This window comes from uncultured Idiomarina sp. (genome assembly GCF_964010655.1).
GTDB classification, from domain to species: domain Bacteria; phylum Pseudomonadota; class Gammaproteobacteria; order Enterobacterales; family Alteromonadaceae; genus Idiomarina; species Idiomarina baltica.
Genome location: NZ_CAXGLS010000004.1, coordinates 18,043 through 35,040 on the forward strand (window position 1 = coordinate 18,043; position 16,998 = coordinate 35,040).

The window sequence follows — 16,998 nt, forward strand, 5'->3', positions numbered from 1 at the left end:
CGTCATGTCGACGAATGGCAATTTTCCACGCACGCGTATGCGCCGCAATCGCGTATCTGATTTTAGACGCCGGTTGGTCGCAGAGAACTCGCTCACGGTAAATGACTTAATTTATCCCGTGTTTGTTTTAGAGGGAGAGCAGCAACGCGAAGTAGTTCCCTCGATGCCCGGTGTGGAACGTAAGTCCATTGACTTGTTGCTCGATGAATGCGCTGAATTGGTAGAGCTTGGGGTTCCGCTGGTGGCGTTATTTCCCGTTACGCCCGCGTCAGTAAAGTCAGAAATGGCTGAAGCTGCATATGATGACGATGGTCTTGCCCAACGTGCAGTGCGTGCAATTAAAGCCAAATTCCCGCAGTTAGGTGTAATGACCGATGTCGCTCTCGATCCGTTTACCATCCACGGGCAAGATGGCATTATCGACGAGTCGGGTTACGTATTGAATGATATAACCACTGATGTATTGGTTAAACAAGCGTTGTCCCATGCACGGGCAGGCGCTGACATGGTCGCGCCCTCAGACATGATGGATGGACGAATTGGTGCCATCCGCGACGCGCTAGAACATGAGGGGTTCTCGAACACACAAATCATGGCTTATTCAGCGAAATACGCCAGTGCATTTTATGGACCTTTCAGGGATGCAGTGGGGTCAGCAGGTAACCTTAAAGGCGGCGACAAGAAAACCTATCAAATGGACCCGGCTAACCGTCTCGAAGCGTTGCATGAGATTGCGCTGGATATCGAAGAAGGTGCCGATATGGTGATGGTCAAGCCCGGTATGCCGTACTTAGATATTGTCCGCGAAGTCAAAGATCAATTTAAAGTGCCGACGTTTGCTTATCAAGTGAGTGGTGAATACGCGATGCTTCAGGCAGCAATTGAGAACGGTTGGCTAGCGAACGATGTCGTGCAGGAAAGTTTGCTCGCATTTAAGCGTGCTGGCGCAGACGGGATTCTCACCTATTTTGCGAAACAGATTGCGCGCGAGTTAGCGTAGCGCTAATTGCTCATTGGGCTGAGATATTTCAGCGAGTAAGCCTTCACGTAAAGCGCCATTGGTGATCTCAATGGCGTTTATCCCCAATTGTTCGACGAGGGTGGCCAAAATCACCAGACCACCTAAGAAAATGGGTTTACGATCCTCACGTAGACCCAATAATGCTAGATTTTTTACTGCGCCTGATTGAATACATTTTGAAACCAAAGAGGTTAGATAGTCGCTGTCGATCGTATCTTGTTGATTCGCCTGAGCGATTTCGTACACCGCTCTGAAGGTGCCCGATGCGCCAATGACGCGTTTCCAACCAAGGCGCTTAAATGCGTGTTGGTAGTGACTGAGTTGATTACGCACTTGTGCTTGCGCGGACTCGATACGACTCCGAGTGATAATACCTTCAGGAAAATAATTATTTTGAAATACGACACAACCCATATCAAAGCTGTGCAATAGCTGGGGGGTTTTATCGTGGCCCGCAATGATTTCCGTACTCGCACCGCCAATATCAATGACCAACGTGTCACCGCGACTGCGTGCTGTTGAGGTCACACCTGCGTATATCAGTTCTGCCTCGCGTAACCCACTAATTATCTCGATAGGAAATTTCAACGCAGTTTCGAGCGCGAGCAGGACATCCGATTGGTTATTCGCTTGGCGCATCGCCGCTGTTGCGACGGCTTTAACAGTGCTCGCACCGAACTGAACGATCTCATCATGAAACAGATTCAAGCACGCCTTAGCTCGATCTATACCTTGTTGGCTGATGTTTCGAGAGGCATCAAAGCCATCGGCTAAACGCACTTTTTGCTTTACGCGTTTGATGATACGAGGAGAATCAATACCGCCGCGCGTTACCATTTCAGCCAAGAGTAAGTGAAAACTGTTGGAACCTAAATCAATGGCAGCAATGCGGCGGTTATTTGAGGTCATGTTAGTTCTTAGGGCCTCGATGCTTGTTATTACGGTTACGGTTACGATTACGGTTATTAGGATGTGGTCCACGGCGACGACGATTTTGATTTCGAGGACGTTTTAAATCCGTCAGAATCGCGGTCTCGTCGTATTTCGTAACCGGGATCGTATGACCAATATAGTCTTCAATCGCAGGCAAGTTATATACATACTCTTCGCATGCAAGACTAACAGTTGCGCCACTCGCTCCCGCACGACCTGTTCGACCGATACGGTGTACATAGTCTTCGCAGTCGTCTGGTAAGTCGAAATTATAAACGTGCGTAACTTCTGGGATGTGGAGTCCGCGCGCTGCGACGTCCGTTGCCACTAAAATATCGAGGTGCCCCTCGGCAAAGTCATCCAAAATTTTCAGGCGTTTCTTTTGTGGTACATCGCCCGTTAACAGGCCCACCCGATGACCGTTAATGTCGAGCCATTGATAAACTTTGTCGCAACCATGCTTGGTGTTGGCAAATACGATAGCGCGATCAGGCCAGTCTTCCTCAATCAATGTCAGCAACAGCGGCATCTTATCGTACTTAGACGGATAAAATAGCTCCTCCGAAATACGTACGCCGGTTTTCTGTTGAGGCTCCACCTCGACTTTGGTAGGCGCATTCATATGCTCATACGCCAGTTCCTGTACGCGATAAGATAAAGTCGCTGAGAACAACAAATTGAGTCGCTCACTAGGGTCAGGCATTGCTTTAAGCAAATAACGAATGTCGTTGATAAAGCCTAAGTCGAACATCCTATCGGCTTCATCAAGTACGACTACCTCGATGTTATCGAGAGGGAATAAGCTTTGCTTATAGAAGTCAATAATCCGACCCGTTGTGCCAATGATGATGTCGGGCTTATCTGCTAATTGCTGCTGCTGCGCCTCATAACCCTCACCACCATAAATAACGGCCGTTTTCAGCTCGCATGTTTGTGTAAGAATTTTCGCATCATTGGCAATTTGTATCGCAAGTTCACGCGTCGGTGCCATAATGATAGCGCGGGGACCCGCCTCAGACGATTTTTGCGATTGCATTAATCGGTTGAAAGTTGCTAACAAAAATGCCAAGGTTTTGCCGGTACCTGTTTGGGCTTGGCCTGCTACATCCTGATTAGAGAGCGCCACTGGTAGGCTAAGTGCTTGAATAGGCGTGCAATTTTCAAATCCTGCAGACGTGAGAGCCTGTTGGATTTTGTCATGCAAACCCAGCGTTTCGAATCGAGTTTCAGTTAAATGTGTTTTATTCATAGGTTATAAGCATATCAGTTTGCGCTTGTAATCAAAAACAGAAATAATATCATCATACACACATTAGTCGCGAAAAGAGTAGCGGAGATTAACATGAGTGAAGTAATTGTTCAGCTTAGCGATGACAGCTTTGAAGCAGATGTCATCAATTCTGATAAACCTGTTTTAGTAGACTTTTGGGCAGAATGGTGCGGTCCTTGTAAAATGATTGCGCCTATTTTGGACGATATTTCGAAAGACTACGAAGGTCGCTTGATCATCGGCAAGCTGAACGTAGACCATAACGATCAGACGCCACCGAAGTACGGTATTCGTGGTATTCCTACCTTGCTATTATTTAAAAATGGTGAAGTGGTTGCAACCAAAGTAGGTGCGTTGTCTCGAGCTCAGTTAACTGAGTTTCTTGATCAACACATCTAATTGATCGTAAAAAACGGCGTCCATGACGCCGTTTTTTAATTTTTATGGCCTAAAAACTGGACGAATCCGAAGTTTGGTGTTAGGTTTTGCTCATTAACTGAGCATCGAGGCAATGTGCGCTAGTCATTGCACGCAAAATAAGTCTTTCTTGACTCGATTTCCAACCGCTCGGAATCCAAATTTCAAATTTTAATGTAACCCTAACTTATAACCTAAGCGAGTCCTTACCGACTTTGTGATGAATCGATAATTCGAAACCCCCCTATGAATCTGACTGAACTTAAAAATAAACCTGTAAATGAATTAGTAGAACTAGCCGATAGCATGGGCCTTGAAAACATGGCTCGTCTGCGTAAACAAGACATTATCTTCGCGATTTTAAAGGCGCACGCCAAAAGTGGTGAGGATATATACGGCGGTGGTGTCCTAGAAATATTGCAAGATGGCTTTGGCTTTTTACGCTCAGCCGATTCTTCATATCTCGCGGGACCCGATGACATTTATGTCTCGCCGAGTCAGATCCGACGCTTTAACTTGCGTACCGGTGATACGATTGGCGGTAAGATTCGCCCTCCGAAAGACAGCGAACGCTACTTTGCTCTACTAAAAATTCGTGAAGTAAACTTTGATAAACCAGAGAACTCACGTAATAAGATCCTATTCGAAAACCTAACGCCTCTGCATGCGAATGAGCGCTTCCACCTTGAACGTGGTAACGGCAGTACTGAAGACATCACTGCACGTGTGCTCGATTTATCGGCTCCTATCGGTAAAGGTCAGCGTGGTCTTATCGTTGCGCCGCCTAAGGCGGGTAAAACCATGTTGCTGCAAAACATTGCAACGTCGTTAGCAGCCAATCACCCTGAAGCTGAACTCATCGTATTGTTGATTGATGAACGTCCAGAAGAAGTGACCGAAATGCATCGCTTGGTTAAAGGCGAAGTGGTTGCGTCGACGTTTGATGAACCGGCAAACCGTCACGTCCAGGTTGCGGAGATGGTGATTGAGAAGGCTAAGCGTCTAGTTGAACACAAAAAAGATGTGGTTATCTTGCTCGACTCAATCACGCGTTTAGCGCGTGCTTATAACACCGTGATTCCTAGTTCAGGTAAAGTACTGACCGGTGGTGTTGATGCCAATGCGTTACATAAGCCGAAGCGCTTCTTTGGCGCTGCGCGTAATGTCGAGGAAGGTGGTAGCTTAACCATTATTGCGACGGCACTGATTGATACTGGCTCGAAGATGGATGAAGTCATCTACGAAGAGTTTAAAGGTACCGGTAACATGGAGCTGCACTTAAACCGTAAGCTTGCAGAGCGCCGTGTATTCCCAGCGATTGACTTTAACCGCTCTGGTACTCGTCGTGAGGAACTACTTACATCTCAAGACGAACTACAGAAGATGTGGATCCTACGTAAGATCATGAACCCGATGGGTGAAGTTGAGGCCATGGAGTTCTTAATCGATCGTCTGCAAATGACCAAAACCAACGACGAGTTCTTTGAGTCAATGAAGCGTCAACGCAATAGTTAACCTATGAAATATCAAGATCTGCGTGATTTTATTCAGCAGCTTGAGGCGAAAGGTGAACTCAAGCGCATTCAACACGAGATCGATCCATACTTAGAAATGACAGAAATTGCCGACCGCACGCTAAAAGCGGGCGGGCCGGCATTGTTATTTGAGAATGTGAAAGGTCACTCGATTCCTGTGCTCGCCAATTTGTTTGGTACTCCCGACCGTGTCGCTATGGGTATGGGACAAACATCGGTCACTGCACTGCGTGATGTCGGTAAGCTACTGGCTTTTTTGAAAGAGCCTGAACCTCCTAAAGGTTTCAAAGACGCGCTTAATCTATTACCCACGTACAAAAAAGTGCTAAGCATGGCACCTAAGTCGATTAAAAAGGCGCCGTGCCAAGAAGTGGTTGTAGAGGGTGATGACGTTGACTTGACCCAGTTGCCTATTCAATATTGTTGGCCAGGTGATGCCGCACCTTTAATTACGTGGGGTTTAACGATTACCCGAGGTCCGCACAAAGAGCGTCAGAACTTGGGTATTTACCGCCAACAGGTACTTGGCAAAAATAAGCTCATCATGCGTTGGTTGTCGCACCGTGGCGGTGCCTTAGACTTTCAAGAGTGGTGTCAGCAAAATCCGGGTGAACGGTTTCCTGTGTCGGTCGCTTTGGGCGCTGATCCTGCAACAATTTTGGGGGCGGTCACGCCGGTTCCAGACAGTTTATCGGAGTATGCTTTTGCTGGCTTGTTACGCGATAGTCGTACGCAAGTGACTCAGAGTGTAAGCAACGACTTACAAGTGCCGGCTCACGCTGAGATGATCTTAGAAGGCTATATTGAGCCGGGAGAAATGGCGCCGGAAGGACCTTACGGCGACCATACAGGTTATTACAACGAGGTGGATGAGTTCCCTGTATTTACAGTGACTCATATTACACATCGTAAAGACCCTATCTACCACAGCACCTATACTGGGCGTCCGCCGGATGAACCTGCCGTATTGGGTGTTGCATTGAACGAAGTGTTTATTCCGCTTTTACAAAAGCAATTCCCAGAAATAGTCGACTTTTATTTACCGCCCGAAGGTTGCTCGTATCGATTGGCTGTTGTGACCATGAAGAAGCAATACCCCGGTCATGCAAAGCGTGTGATGATGGGGGTTTGGTCTTTTTTACGACAATTTATGTATACCAAGTTTGTCATCGTGTGTGACGATGATGTCAACGCGCGCGATTGGAAAGACGTGATTTGGGCGATGACAACGCGTATGGATCCAGCGCGAGATACGACGATGGTTGAGCATACGCCAATCGACTATTTAGACTTTGCTTCACCGGTTTCGGGTCTAGGCTCAAAAATGGGTCTCGATGCCACGAATAAGTGGCCTGGCGAGACTAATCGTGAGTGGGGTGAACCCATCGTGATGAGCGAAGCAGTCAAGCAGCGCGTTGATTCGCTGTGGGATGAACTAAATATTTTGGAGAAGTAAATGTCGCAAGTGATGCACTGTAAAGCGCATGTGAGCCGTCAGTTAGCAGAGCACGTCTGGGAAGTCAGTGTGACCTTACCTGAGGCGACGAAATTTGAAGCGGGTCAGTACTTAATGGTGGTGATGGGCGAGCGAGATAAGCGCCCGTTTAGCATTGCGTCGGCACCGACTGCGCATAAAGAATGGTTACTTCATATTGGCGCGCCACCGGATAACAGCTACGCGACAGAAGTATTAGATGTTATAAAAGATAAAGGCGAACTCACGATTGAAGCCCCGGCGGGGGAGGCTGTATTTAAGTCCGATCGTACTGGCGATACGGTGTTGATTGCCGGAGGTACGGGCTTCTCTTACACATATTCTATTTTGCAAAAATTGCTGACAGATGGCTTAGATAAACCTGTTTATTTCTATTGGGGCGCAAAGTCGGCGGATGACCTTTATTTGCATGAGGAGCTGCAGGCATTAGCAACTCAACATCCATTATTTACTTACCATCCTGTGGTCGAAGAGGCGCCGCAGGGTTGGGATTATGGCGTTGGTTTAGTCCACCACGAAGTCATGGCTCAGCAACCGAATTTGTCCGAATGCCAGATCTATATGGCTGGACGTTTTGAAATGGTCCGTGTCATTCGTGATGATTTTACGGCACGTGATGTGCCAATGGAAAATATGCACGGTGACGCATTGGCATTCATCTAGGTTTGCCAATTTTAAACAAGGCGTTATACTAGCGCCCGAGTACCAAGGGGTGCCTTTTTAGGCTGAGATGCGAAAGCGAACCCTTTTTACCTGATCCGGTTAATACTGGCGTAGGGATGGTAAAGTCTCGCATACAATGAGTGAATAACCTCCTTCAGTATCAGTCTCTGACTGATCCAACCGGGTCGTTTCTTTGCAGTCAATAAGGGAAATGATCCATGCATAACAACAGATTTAAACTATCTGCGCTTCTGGTTAGTGTACTGAGCAGCACTTCTGTTTGGGCACAAGATACCAACGAAACCACTATTGATGAATCCATTGAGGTGGTCGGTGACTTTCAAAAGCAGACCATCACACAGACCACTCGCAGCATTGCCATTGTTGATGAAAACTCAATGCAGCAACGCGCATCACGTCACTTGCAGGACGTGTTGAACTCGGTTGCTAACGTCAATTTTTCGGGTGGCTCCAGTACGGCACGTTTCATCCAGATCCGCGGTATCGGCGAACGTTCGCAATTCGTTGATGCAATTAATCCATCGGTCGGCTTAGTCATTGATGGCATCGACTATTCTGGGTTGGGTTCTGCAGCGACATTATTCGATGTCGGACAAGTGGAAGTCTACCGTGGTCCACAAAGTGGGCGCTTTGGCGTTAACGGGCTGGCGGGTATGGTGTTGCTCGAGTCTAATCAGCCCACCGAGGTTACGAGTGGAGAGTGGCTAATCGGTGTGGGTAACTACTCTGAAAGCACATTGGCCGGTGCTGTGGGTGGTTCCTTGGGCGCGTTGGGCAATGCACGCTTATCCCTCATGCAATTCGACCAAGATGGCTACACCGAAAATACCTTTCTAAACCGCGATGATACTGAGCAACGTGATGAATTTACTGCGCGCTTAAGCATCGATACCCAGCTCGGGCAAGATTGGCTTTTAAAAACGCGTATCCATAAAATGGATATTGATAATGGCTACGATGCCTTTAGTTTAGAGAACGACCGCACCACCTTATCTGATGAACCTGGGTTTGATCGTTTGGATTCAACGGCAGGGCGATTACAGCTGGATTACAGCGGCTTTGAAAAATTCACGATTGAAACCGCGGTTAACGTGCTCAGCGCTGACAAAGACTACGCATTTGATGAAGACTGGACTTATGTCGGCATCGCTCCAGGTTGGGAGTACTCTTCTTTTGACGCGTATTATCGTGAGCGAGACGATGTAACTGCTGAAGTTCGTTTTACATCGGATGCACCCATTAACCTGTGGGGCTTGCCAACAGACTGGACGGTCGGTGTTTACTATTACAGTAAAGACGTGAACCTGACCCGTGATTACTATAATTGGGACATCGGTTCACCAAGTATTTTCGGCAGTAGTTACGAAACTCAAAACCAAGCGATCTATGGCGAGCTTGTCCAACAAGTCAACGATAACTGGAGCTGGATTGGTGGTTTGCGTATCGAACGTTACGACAATGACTATGTTGATAGTAACGGAGTGGTTGCAGAGCCTAGCGATACCATGGTTGGTGGAAATCTGAGTTTACGGTATCAATATGCACCGCAAAGTTATGCTTATGCCACGCTCGCACGCGGTTATAAAGCGGGTGGCGTTAATGGTGAGGCGTTAGGGCGCGCGAAAGACCAACAACTTGACGAACTTGAAGCCTATTTACTTGATCGTGCGACTTTTGCCCCTGAAATATTGTGGAATGCGGAAGTGGGTATGAAGGCCACGCGCAGCGATTGGAGTTATCGGGTGGCCACGTTTTACAACTGGCGTGATGATGTACAGCTCAAGAGCTGGGTAAATCGCAATCAGTCGTTCGTGGGTTACATTGAGAACGCTGCACAAGGCAGTAACTATGGGTTAGAAGCCGAGCTAAGATACCGTTTGAGTGATTCCGTCAGTGCGTTTGCATCACTGGGCTGGTTGGATACGGAAATCGATGGCTTCGTCACCGAAGATGGCAGGGATATGAGTGGACGCGATCAAGCTCACGCACCTAACTACCAAGCCAACATTGGCTTAGAGGGACAACTGACGAATGCGTTGAGCTGGAGCGTTCAAACCGATCTAAAAGATGGCTTTTACTTCTCTAACTCACACAATCAACAAGCGGATAGTATGGCCTTGCTGCACGCGCAACTTAATTACGATTGGAACCAGTGGCGTTTTACCCTTTGGGGACGTAACTTAACCGATGAAGACTACGAAATTCGAGGCTTCTATTTCGGTAACGACCCGCGCGATGAATACGTGACGGAAACCTACGTCCAATATGGTGAGCCGCGTCGATTTGGCCTTACCGCACGTTACACATTTTAAGGAGGTTGTATGCCATTTTCTGCAGAACTCTCGCTCTATCCGCTTGCAAATAATTACATAGAGGTGATTCAAGCGTTTATCGATAGACTGAATGAGTATCCCGATTTAACGGTGCTCACTAACACCATGAGCACACAAGTATTTGGTGAGCTTGAAGTGGTTATGGGCGCTCTGACGAAGGAGCTCAAGTGGTTATACGATCGGGTGCCATCGCAGGTTCTTGTTTGTAAGTTTATCAATAAAGACCTGACCCCTGACCATGTTAAGTGAGTTAATGGATCAACTTATGCTGAGCTCCTTTTGGGAGCTCGGCGCTTTGCTACTGGCGCTTGCTTACTTAGTGCTTGCCGCGCATCAAAGGCAAGGGTGCTGGCTCGCTGCGGCGGTAAGCTGTTGTGTTTATGCGAGTATCTTTTGGGATGCAAAGCTGTATATGGAATCGCTACTGCAAGTGATATACGTCATTATGGCAGGTTATGGCTGGTGGCAATGGCGACAGCAGGGGACTGCAATTGAGGAAAATCAACGCGGTCATCATTATTCCTTTAAGTGGCATTTCAAGCAATGGGTTTGGGTATCAGTGGTTGCGGTGGTTACCGCCGTGCTTTTACAAAACTATACCGATGCAGATGCGGTTTGGCTCGATACCTTTACGACCGCATTTAGTCTACTAGCGACCTACTTGGTTACCAAAAAGGCGATGGAAACCTGGTGGTATTGGCTTGTAATCGATTCGGTCTATGTTTATCTCTATTTAAGTAAAGGATTCGTCGCTACAGCCATGTTATTTGTGCTCTACCTGGTACTTGTGGTGTATGCCATGTACCGCTGGCGAGTGGATGATGGACCTGCGGTTCAGACGACATGAGACTGCCGGCCCCTCAACATGTTGAACGCATATCGACTGGACAAGTGAACGATGTTTGGCGCATTACCTGCGCTCAGGAAAGCTACTTGTTTAAGTGGCTCAATGCGGCAGAGGGTCTATTACTTAATCGCGAGGATGAGCTGAAGTTGCAAAGGGCTCTGGCGGTGCAAGGTTTGGCCCCTCAAATTATTGATAGCGATTACAGTCGTTGGGTGCTGCAAGCGTTCGTTGAAGGACCTACCCTAGCGCAAAGTCAGTTACCGCGAACCGAAAAACTAACTATCATGGTTGGTCTCATGGCTACGCTGCATCAAACGCGCGTTGATTACCAGGGTCCTTCTTTCTGGCAACGCCTTGAGGGCTATTTTGCGTGCGCTTCTGAGCAACAGTTAGCACGCATACATGCGCTGCAAGAACAGTTAACGATTGATGCAGCGCAATCTTGTCTTTGCCATTTCGATCTTTCTTTCGATAATATCGTACTAACAGAACGACCTGTGGCGTTGGACTGGGAGTACGCCAGTTTTGGTAACCCCGCCGTTGATTTTGCCAGTGCTATGTTAATTAATCGCTGCTCAGTGGCTGAACAGCATGACTGCTTTGATGAGTACCGTCGGCAGTCGCCGGTACCTTTAAAGTGGGATGATGTGCTAGCTGCGCTGCAATTGATGCAATGGGTCAATGACATTTGGTATCAATTAGCTGACGATTAGGGAAATGTGATGGCTGATAAGCAATTGATGAATCGTGTCTACGGCTACCTTGCTGAAGACGAAGACGCACGCGTATGTAAAGATATCCCCGAAAATGCATGCAATGAACAACCGCGTTCATTCGTATTGATGCTTATTTCTCTAATGCTGACCAAACTTGGCGATTCACTGGTGAGCGCACGGTTAGTCTTAGCCTGGATGCTCAGTGCACTGGGCGCGCCACCCGTATTTATCAGTGCCTTAGTGCCCATAAGAGAATCTTTGGCGTTACTACCACAACTCTTTGTTGCGCAAAAATTACGCGAGCAACCTGTACGAAAGTGGTTTTGGGTCGCCGGTAGCGTTGGTCAAGCCGTGTCATTGGCTTTAATGCTTGTGGCTGTCGCGACTTTGGACGGTACCGCGTTGGGTTGGACAGTCATTTTGTTTCTAATTACTTTCTCACTGTCGCGTGGGGTCTGTTCCGTAGCCAATAAAGACGTGACGGGCAAAACCGTCTCGAAAACGCGGCGTGGGCGACTGTCGGGTGTCGCCGCTTCGGCTGCGGGATTACTGACCTTAGTGACAGCGTTAGTTATTGTGATGTTTCCCGATGTTGAGGGGCAACGCAGTCTCTTTCTTGTATTGCTCGGTGGTGGCGTGCTGCTTTGGACCTGTGCGGCAATCACCTACGCGGGTATACCCGAAGTTGCTGGCGCAACAGAGGGCGGCGGTAACGCTATCAGCGAAGCGTTAAAGTCACTGTCATTACTGTGGCGTAATGCACTTTTTGGTCACTTTGTTCTTACCCGAGCTTTATTAGTTGCGGCGGCTTTTGCGATTCCATATATCGTTGTTCTTATTCAGCGCGAAGGCGATGCAGGCTATACCAGTCTAGGGAGTTTACTATTGGCTAGTGGCTTAGCCGGCTTATTGGCCGGACGGTTTTGGGGACGTTGGTCAGATTCGGCTAGCCATCATGTGATGGCGGCGGCGTCGGTAATGTCGACGCTTGTGATGTTAGTAGCCTTGGCGATTTATTATTGGTTCCCACAAGCGTTAAGTTCAATTTGGGCGGCGGGCGGTTTAATGTTCCTATCTGCAGTGGCGCATCATGGCGCGCGTGTGGGGCGTAAAACCTATCTGGTGGACATGGCAAATCAAGATAACCGCGCGCAACTGACTGCTGTATCTAATACGGTGATGGGCGTTATTCTACTGGCTGGTATCTTGCTTGGTTGGCTCGATGCTTCTTACGGTGTGGCGGCGGTATTATGGCTACTTGTCGGCATTGGGGTGCTTGCCACACTGTCATCGCTTTCACTTAAAAATGTGTCTGGCAGTTAGCCAGACACACTGCTTTATACTCTAATTTACTTACTTTCCTTTAAATACCGCGTATAACCCAATAATCACGGCGACCACACCACCGGTTAAATACCACATGGTGTTATCCGTTGGCTCATTGGTGACCATTTGTGAAGCTTCAGAAGCAAGCGACTGAGACGCCTCATAAGAAAAGTACAATAAAATTGCTCCGACCACTAAAAGAATAAGACCTACGATTTTGTTCATCTGAATCTTCCTAAGTTGTTGTTATATATATTAAATAATTTAACTACAATGACTACCATAGCATGTATTTTTTAGTTTGACGTCAACGTTACGTCAAATGTCATATATATATTCTTCACCAATATAAGTAAACACTGTAAATGAACTATTACAAAATGGTGAAGGAAGAGCGAGCATGAAAGAAAAACAATAAAATTGAGTGTCATCGCGCTTGCTGTATCAGCCGTTTGCGGTGCCTCACCGGTTTTGGCACAGCAACAGCAAGCTGAAGAAGTGCCTGAAAATATCGAGCGTATTGTTACTTTGGGTTCACGAGTAAACGGGCGAACGGCCACCGAGTCGGCGTCACCTGTGGACATTATCTCGAGTGAGCAACTGGCTGAGACAGGCGCTTCTGAACTCGGTAAAGCTATTCAAATGAGTGCGCCTTCGTTTAACTTTTCTTCCACCACCATTTCAGATGGCTCGGATATCATTCGACCAGCGACGTTACGTGGTCTAGGACCTGACCAAGTACTTGTACTCGTCAATGGTAAGCGTCGTCATCAACAAGCGCTTGTTAACGTTCAAGAAACCATCGGCAAAGGTTCACCAGGCTACGATATCAATGCGATTCCAATCACTGCGGTTGAGCGCGTAGAAATCTTGCGGGATGGTGCAGCCGCACAATATGGATCGGATGCTATTGCAGGTGTTATCAACATCACGCTTAAATCAGGAGACGGTGGAAGCGTGAGTGCGGAAATCGGGCAAACTTATGAAGGTGATGGTGAGGTTAATCAAGTTGGCCTCAACTTGGGCACTACGAACGATAAAGGCTACTTTAATTTTACTCTAGAATATCGTGACCGCGGTATGACTAATCGCGCTGCACCAGCGACCTTAGAAGCGACCGGTGGACAATTAATCGGTGACTGGTGGGATCGTAATGGCGATCCTGTTGTACGTTTACATGTGGGGGATGCAGATTCAGAAAACTATTACGCTTAGTTTAACTCAGCCTACACATTGACGGGCTCGACCGAGCTCTATGCTTTTGGTGGTATTTCGTCACGCGATGGTGGCTCAGCGGGCTTTTTCCGTGGTCGCGGACACCCTCGTACAATTGAGACAATCTATCCAGATGGCTTTTTGCCACAACTTAAAACCGAAGCGGATGATCAGTCGATAGCGGTTGGGTTGCGGGGGGACTTACCCAATGCATGGTTGTGGGACGCGAGTATTGTGTATGGCAAAAATGAATTCGGTTTTAACTCTGCCTACTCAGCAAACGTCAGTTGGTATTATGAGCCGGCACCCGGCGGTGGAATCTACGCAGACACGCCGACCGAGGCGTTTGATGGTGAATTAGTGTTTGACCAAACCACCTTCAACCTCGATTTTAATGGCACCATCGACGTCAATAACGAATTACTCTATCTCGCTTTGGGCGTTGAGTTTAGAACCGATGGTTATGAGATCAATGCAGGTGATCCGGTGTCTTGGGCTTATGGTCGTAGCAATGACCCTTCAATAACCATTCTAACGCCTTCCGGTGCGCCCGCAGAAGCCGGTATCCAAGGCTTTCCTGGCTTTAGTCCAGGACAAGAAGTAGATGCCTCACGTGATAGCTACGGCGCATACGTTGATGCCGAGTACTACGTAACACCGGATTGGCTACTTGCTGGTGCGTTGCGTTACGAAGATTACGATATCGCCGGTGACAACATCTCCGGTAAAATCTCAACGCGGTACGATATTACCAATGATTTCTCGGTCCGTGGCACTTTGGCGACCGGTTTTAGGGCGCCCGGTGTGCAACAGATATATTACTCACAAGTGCTTACTAATATCGTAAATGGTACTTTGGTACAAACGGGTACTGTGTCGAATGACGATGAAGTTGCCCGTCAATTTGGCATTAACCGACTCGAAGAAGAAACATCTGAGAGCGCGAGTATCGGTATCATCAAACGTTGGCGAAACGGACTCGACCTAACCATCGATTTGTATCAAATAAATATTGATGATCGCATCGTTATCTCAGAGCCGCTAACGGCAGATATTGGTACCGAGTTCGCAACTATACTCGATAATAACAATCTCGGCGCGGCGCAGTTCTTCACTAACTCTGTGGATACCAAAACGCAGGGTGTCGATATTATCGCGTCATATCCGACAGAAGTTTTGAGTGGCGATCTTGTATTAACTACGGCGTTGAGCTTTGTTAATACCGATGTCGAACGCGTTAACTCAGTCTCATCACTTATCCCTGCCGAGCAGATATTTAACGAAACTCAAGTATTACGTATCGAAGAAGGTCAACCGAGTGAGAAAGCATCGATTATGGCCGACTGGGAGCGTGATCGTTGGAGCGTTAATCTTGCATTTAACTACTTTGGCGCCGTAGAAGGTCAGGCTTTCACCGGTATCAAACATAAATGGGATGGAAAGTGGCTTACTGACTTGTCGGTCGGTTACGATCTGACTGATGATTTTAAACTGGTCGTGGGGGCAAACAACCTGTTTGATACTTATCCGGATGAATGGGGGAGTGCAGGCGTTCCGTTCTCTCAAGCAGGTTTTAAATATGGCTGGGAAACACTACCTTTTGGTATCAACGGCGGCTACTACTACGTAAAAGCGAAGTACAGCTTTTAATCGCTCACAAAAAAGCCCACCGCAGGGTGGGCTTTCATTTTCTAGCTTCGTAACTTTAGTCGTTTAGGTATGAGGTGAGCATCCACGCAGTTTTCTCTTGCTCGCGAATATAATCACTCATCAGTGCTGAGGTGCCTTCATCATTTGCGTCATTCGCCAGATCTTGAATTTCGCGTTGTAGGCGAATTGTCGTTTGATAGCTATCTAAGATGTTAGCCACACACGCGCGACCATCATGAACGTCTTTGACTTCTTCGATGTCACTGGTCTTGATGTAAGTCGAATAGGCATGCATCGGGCGTTGACCTAATGTCAAAATACGCTCGGCAATTTCATCAATCTTCAACAATAAATCGTCGTAAGTTTCTTCGAACTTGGCATGTAGCTCAAAAAAGCGCTCACCTTTAATATTCCAGTGAAAGCCACGAACGTTCATGTAAAAAATCTGATAGTTAGACAACAATTCGTTGAGTTTGTCGGCTAATTGCTCAGCTTTTTTCTCATCTAAACCAATCACTTTTAATTGCTTCATTACCTTTCTCCAGTAAATCGATGCTGTTGAACTGATACGAATCTAGCGCAATTCCGATCAGTTTTGTAGTGTGGCATCGCGTTTACCATCGCGAATGTGCGCTTCGCCTCGCTGTTTAGCAAGTTGGATTTGGCGTTCGCGTTCGGCATAGCGCGCCTTTTGCTCTTCGGTTGTCTTGTCGTAGCAGTGTGGACAACTGACCCCTTTCACATAATGTTCCGATTGCTTCTCTTCATCAGTGATAGGCATGCGGCAAGCATAGCACTGGTCGTACGCACCTTGCTCTAAACCGTGTTTTACCGTTACCCGCTGGTCAAAAACAAAGCATTCACCATCCCAAAGGCTGGTTTCCTCTGGCACCATTTCTAGGTATTTTAAGATGCCGCCCTTTAAATGATAGACCTCATCAAATCCTTGCTCTTTCAAGTAAGCCGTCGACTTTTCACAACGAATACCGCCGGTACAAAACATGGCTACTTTTTTGTGTTTAGACGGATCTAAGTGCTCCTTGACGTATTCAGGGAACTCACGGAAGGTTTCTGTTTTGGGGTTGACCGAGCCTTTGAACGTGCCTACGGCGTATTCGTACTCATTACGTGTATCAATTAAAAGCACTTCGGGATCTGAGATGAGGTCGTTCCACTTTTCGGGCTCGACATAAGTGCCCACAGTGTTCTTTGGATCCACCCAATCAACACCCATGGTGACAATCTCGTTTTTAAGCTTCACTTTAGTGCGATAGAACGCTTGTTCATCGCTCGGTGACTCTTTATGCTCAATACCAGCGAGGCGTTCATCCGCGTTGATGTGTGCTAGTACATTGTCAATGCCTTGGCGGGTGCCACAGATAGTACCGTTAATGCCCTCACGTGCGAGCAATAATGTGCCTTTGACATCATTCTCTAACATCACTTGGTAGAGTGGTTCACGGAGGGATTCAAAGTCGTTGAGTTCAACGAACTTATAGAGGGCTGCACAGATATACATGTTTACTTCCTTTTTCAGCAGGTCGGATCGCAAATCC

The 16,998-nt window shown here is 47.4% G+C and carries 17 protein-coding genes and 1 riboswitch; of the genes, 12 read left to right on the forward strand and 5 right to left on the reverse strand.

Going from position 1 to position 16,998, the window contains the following annotated elements; all coding sequences use genetic code 11:
* Window positions 1–4: 4 nt before the first annotated feature.
* On the forward strand, window positions 5–1,000 hold the full coding sequence (hemB, locus tag ABNS04_RS02065) for a porphobilinogen synthase (RefSeq protein WP_272977629.1): 996 nt from the start codon (window positions 5–7) through the stop codon (window positions 998–1,000).
* On the opposite strand, the gene ABNS04_RS02070 is transcribed toward hemB, so the two are convergent.
* Window positions 992–1,930 (reverse strand): Ppx/GppA family phosphatase, encoded by a 939-nt coding sequence (locus ABNS04_RS02070; RefSeq protein ID WP_272977630.1) that lies wholly within the window; start codon window positions 1,928–1,930, stop codon window positions 992–994. The genes hemB and ABNS04_RS02070 overlap by 9 nt on opposite strands.
* A gap of 1 nt (window position 1,931) precedes the next feature.
* Window positions 1,932–3,203, reverse strand: a complete 1,272-nt coding sequence (gene rhlB / locus ABNS04_RS02075; RefSeq protein ID WP_287830625.1) for an ATP-dependent RNA helicase RhlB — start codon at window positions 3,201–3,203, stop codon at window positions 1,932–1,934.
* A 93-nt stretch (window positions 3,204–3,296) separates the two neighbouring features.
* Here rhlB and trxA point away from each other — a divergent pair, with 93 nt between their 5' ends.
* The 9 genes from trxA (at window position 3,297) to ABNS04_RS02120 (ending at window position 12,574) form a co-directional block, all read left to right on the forward strand.
* Window positions 3,297–3,623 carry a thioredoxin TrxA gene (trxA, locus tag ABNS04_RS02080; RefSeq protein WP_272977632.1) on the forward strand — a complete coding sequence of 109 codons (327 nt, stop codon included), beginning with the start codon at window positions 3,297–3,299 and terminating at the stop codon, window positions 3,621–3,623.
* A gap of 264 nt (window positions 3,624–3,887) precedes the next feature.
* Complete coding sequence (gene rho / locus ABNS04_RS02085) at window positions 3,888–5,156, forward strand: transcription termination factor Rho (protein WP_006954424.1); 1,269 nt, start codon at window positions 3,888–3,890, stop codon at window positions 5,154–5,156.
* A 3-nt stretch (window positions 5,157–5,159) separates the two neighbouring features.
* Window positions 5,160–6,632: a 4-hydroxy-3-polyprenylbenzoate decarboxylase gene (gene ubiD, locus ABNS04_RS02090; protein ID WP_006954423.1), complete on the forward strand. Its 1,473-nt coding sequence runs from the start codon at window positions 5,160–5,162 to the stop codon at window positions 6,630–6,632.
* A complete protein-coding gene (fre, locus tag ABNS04_RS02095; RefSeq protein WP_272978528.1) occupies window positions 6,633–7,334 on the forward strand; it encodes an NAD(P)H-flavin reductase in 702 nt (233 codons plus the stop codon).
* A 35-nt stretch (window positions 7,335–7,369) separates the two neighbouring features.
* Window positions 7,370–7,468, forward strand: a riboswitch (TPP riboswitch).
* Between the two features lie 84 nt (window positions 7,469–7,552).
* On the forward strand, window positions 7,553–9,667 hold the full coding sequence (locus ABNS04_RS02100; protein ID WP_272978527.1) for a TonB-dependent receptor: 2,115 nt from the start codon (window positions 7,553–7,555) through the stop codon (window positions 9,665–9,667).
* 9 nt (window positions 9,668–9,676) lie between these two features.
* Window positions 9,677–9,937 (forward strand): hypothetical protein, encoded by a 261-nt coding sequence (locus tag ABNS04_RS02105; protein WP_272978526.1) that lies wholly within the window; start codon window positions 9,677–9,679, stop codon window positions 9,935–9,937.
* A gap of 4 nt (window positions 9,938–9,941) precedes the next feature.
* Window positions 9,942–10,535, forward strand: a complete 594-nt coding sequence (gene pnuC, locus ABNS04_RS02110) for a nicotinamide riboside transporter PnuC (protein WP_272978525.1) — start codon at window positions 9,942–9,944, stop codon at window positions 10,533–10,535.
* Window positions 10,532–11,248 (forward strand): phosphotransferase, encoded by a 717-nt coding sequence (locus ABNS04_RS02115; RefSeq protein ID WP_272978524.1) that lies wholly within the window; start codon window positions 10,532–10,534, stop codon window positions 11,246–11,248. Before pnuC ends, ABNS04_RS02115 begins: the two co-directional genes overlap by 4 nt.
* A 9-nt stretch (window positions 11,249–11,257) precedes the next feature.
* Window positions 11,258–12,574, forward strand: a complete 1,317-nt coding sequence (locus tag ABNS04_RS02120; protein WP_272978523.1) for an MFS transporter — start codon at window positions 11,258–11,260, stop codon at window positions 12,572–12,574.
* Between the two features lie 30 nt (window positions 12,575–12,604).
* Here the strand turns inward: ABNS04_RS02120 and ABNS04_RS02125 are convergent, their stop codons facing one another.
* Window positions 12,605–12,802, reverse strand: coding sequence for a DUF3185 family protein (locus tag ABNS04_RS02125; RefSeq protein WP_272978522.1), 198 nt, complete (start codon window positions 12,800–12,802; stop codon window positions 12,605–12,607).
* Window positions 12,803–12,997: 195 nt separating this feature from the next.
* On the opposite strand from ABNS04_RS02125, the gene ABNS04_RS02130 reads away from it, so the two are divergent.
* On the forward strand, window positions 12,998–13,792 hold the full coding sequence (locus ABNS04_RS02130; protein ID WP_272978521.1) for a TonB-dependent receptor plug domain-containing protein: 795 nt from the start codon (window positions 12,998–13,000) through the stop codon (window positions 13,790–13,792).
* Between the two features lie 18 nt (window positions 13,793–13,810).
* Window positions 13,811–15,442, forward strand: coding sequence for a TonB-dependent receptor (locus tag ABNS04_RS02135; RefSeq protein ID WP_287830641.1), 1,632 nt, complete (start codon window positions 13,811–13,813; stop codon window positions 15,440–15,442).
* A gap of 55 nt (window positions 15,443–15,497) precedes the next feature.
* Here ABNS04_RS02135 and ABNS04_RS02140 read toward each other — a convergent pair whose 3' ends face one another.
* Window positions 15,498–15,974 carry a Dps family protein gene (locus ABNS04_RS02140; protein ID WP_006954414.1) on the reverse strand — a complete coding sequence of 159 codons (477 nt, stop codon included), beginning with the start codon at window positions 15,972–15,974 and terminating at the stop codon, window positions 15,498–15,500.
* A 57-nt stretch (window positions 15,975–16,031) separates the two neighbouring features.
* Window positions 16,032–16,961, reverse strand: coding sequence for a rhodanese-related sulfurtransferase (locus ABNS04_RS02145; protein WP_272977709.1), 930 nt, complete (start codon window positions 16,959–16,961; stop codon window positions 16,032–16,034).
* Window positions 16,962–16,998 lie beyond the last annotated feature (37 nt).

What these genes read in the sequence shown, in the direction of transcription:
- fre (WP_272978528.1), top strand. Translation starts at nt 6,633, where the DNA reads ATGTCGCAAGTGATGCACTGTAAAGCGCATGTGAGCCGTCAGTTAGCA.
- ABNS04_RS02120 (WP_272978523.1), top strand. Translation starts at nt 11,258, where the DNA reads ATGGCTGATAAGCAATTGATGAATCGTGTCTACGGCTACCTTGCTGAA.
- ABNS04_RS02070 (WP_272977630.1), bottom strand. Translation starts at nt 1,930, where the DNA reads ATGACCTCAAATAACCGCCGCATTGCTGCCATTGATTTAGGTTCCAAC.
- ABNS04_RS02100 (WP_272978527.1), top strand. Translation starts at nt 7,553, where the DNA reads ATGCATAACAACAGATTTAAACTATCTGCGCTTCTGGTTAGTGTACTG.
- ABNS04_RS02145 (WP_272977709.1), bottom strand. Translation starts at nt 16,961, where the DNA reads ATGTATATCTGTGCAGCCCTCTATAAGTTCGTTGAACTCAACGACTTT.
- ABNS04_RS02105 (WP_272978526.1), top strand. Translation starts at nt 9,677, where the DNA reads ATGCCATTTTCTGCAGAACTCTCGCTCTATCCGCTTGCAAATAATTAC.
- ABNS04_RS02125 (WP_272978522.1), bottom strand. Translation starts at nt 12,802, where the DNA reads ATGAACAAAATCGTAGGTCTTATTCTTTTAGTGGTCGGAGCAATTTTA.
- hemB (WP_272977629.1), top strand. Translation starts at nt 5, where the DNA reads ATGTCGACGAATGGCAATTTTCCACGCACGCGTATGCGCCGCAATCGC.
- rho (WP_006954424.1), top strand. Translation starts at nt 3,888, where the DNA reads ATGAATCTGACTGAACTTAAAAATAAACCTGTAAATGAATTAGTAGAA.
- ubiD (WP_006954423.1), top strand. Translation starts at nt 5,160, where the DNA reads ATGAAATATCAAGATCTGCGTGATTTTATTCAGCAGCTTGAGGCGAAA.
- ABNS04_RS02140 (WP_006954414.1), bottom strand. Translation starts at nt 15,974, where the DNA reads ATGAAGCAATTAAAAGTGATTGGTTTAGATGAGAAAAAAGCTGAGCAA.
- pnuC (WP_272978525.1), top strand. Translation starts at nt 9,942, where the DNA reads ATGGATCAACTTATGCTGAGCTCCTTTTGGGAGCTCGGCGCTTTGCTA.
- ABNS04_RS02115 (WP_272978524.1), top strand. Translation starts at nt 10,532, where the DNA reads ATGAGACTGCCGGCCCCTCAACATGTTGAACGCATATCGACTGGACAA.
- rhlB (WP_287830625.1), bottom strand. Translation starts at nt 3,203, where the DNA reads ATGAATAAAACACATTTAACTGAAACTCGATTCGAAACGCTGGGTTTG.
- trxA (WP_272977632.1), top strand. Translation starts at nt 3,297, where the DNA reads ATGAGTGAAGTAATTGTTCAGCTTAGCGATGACAGCTTTGAAGCAGAT.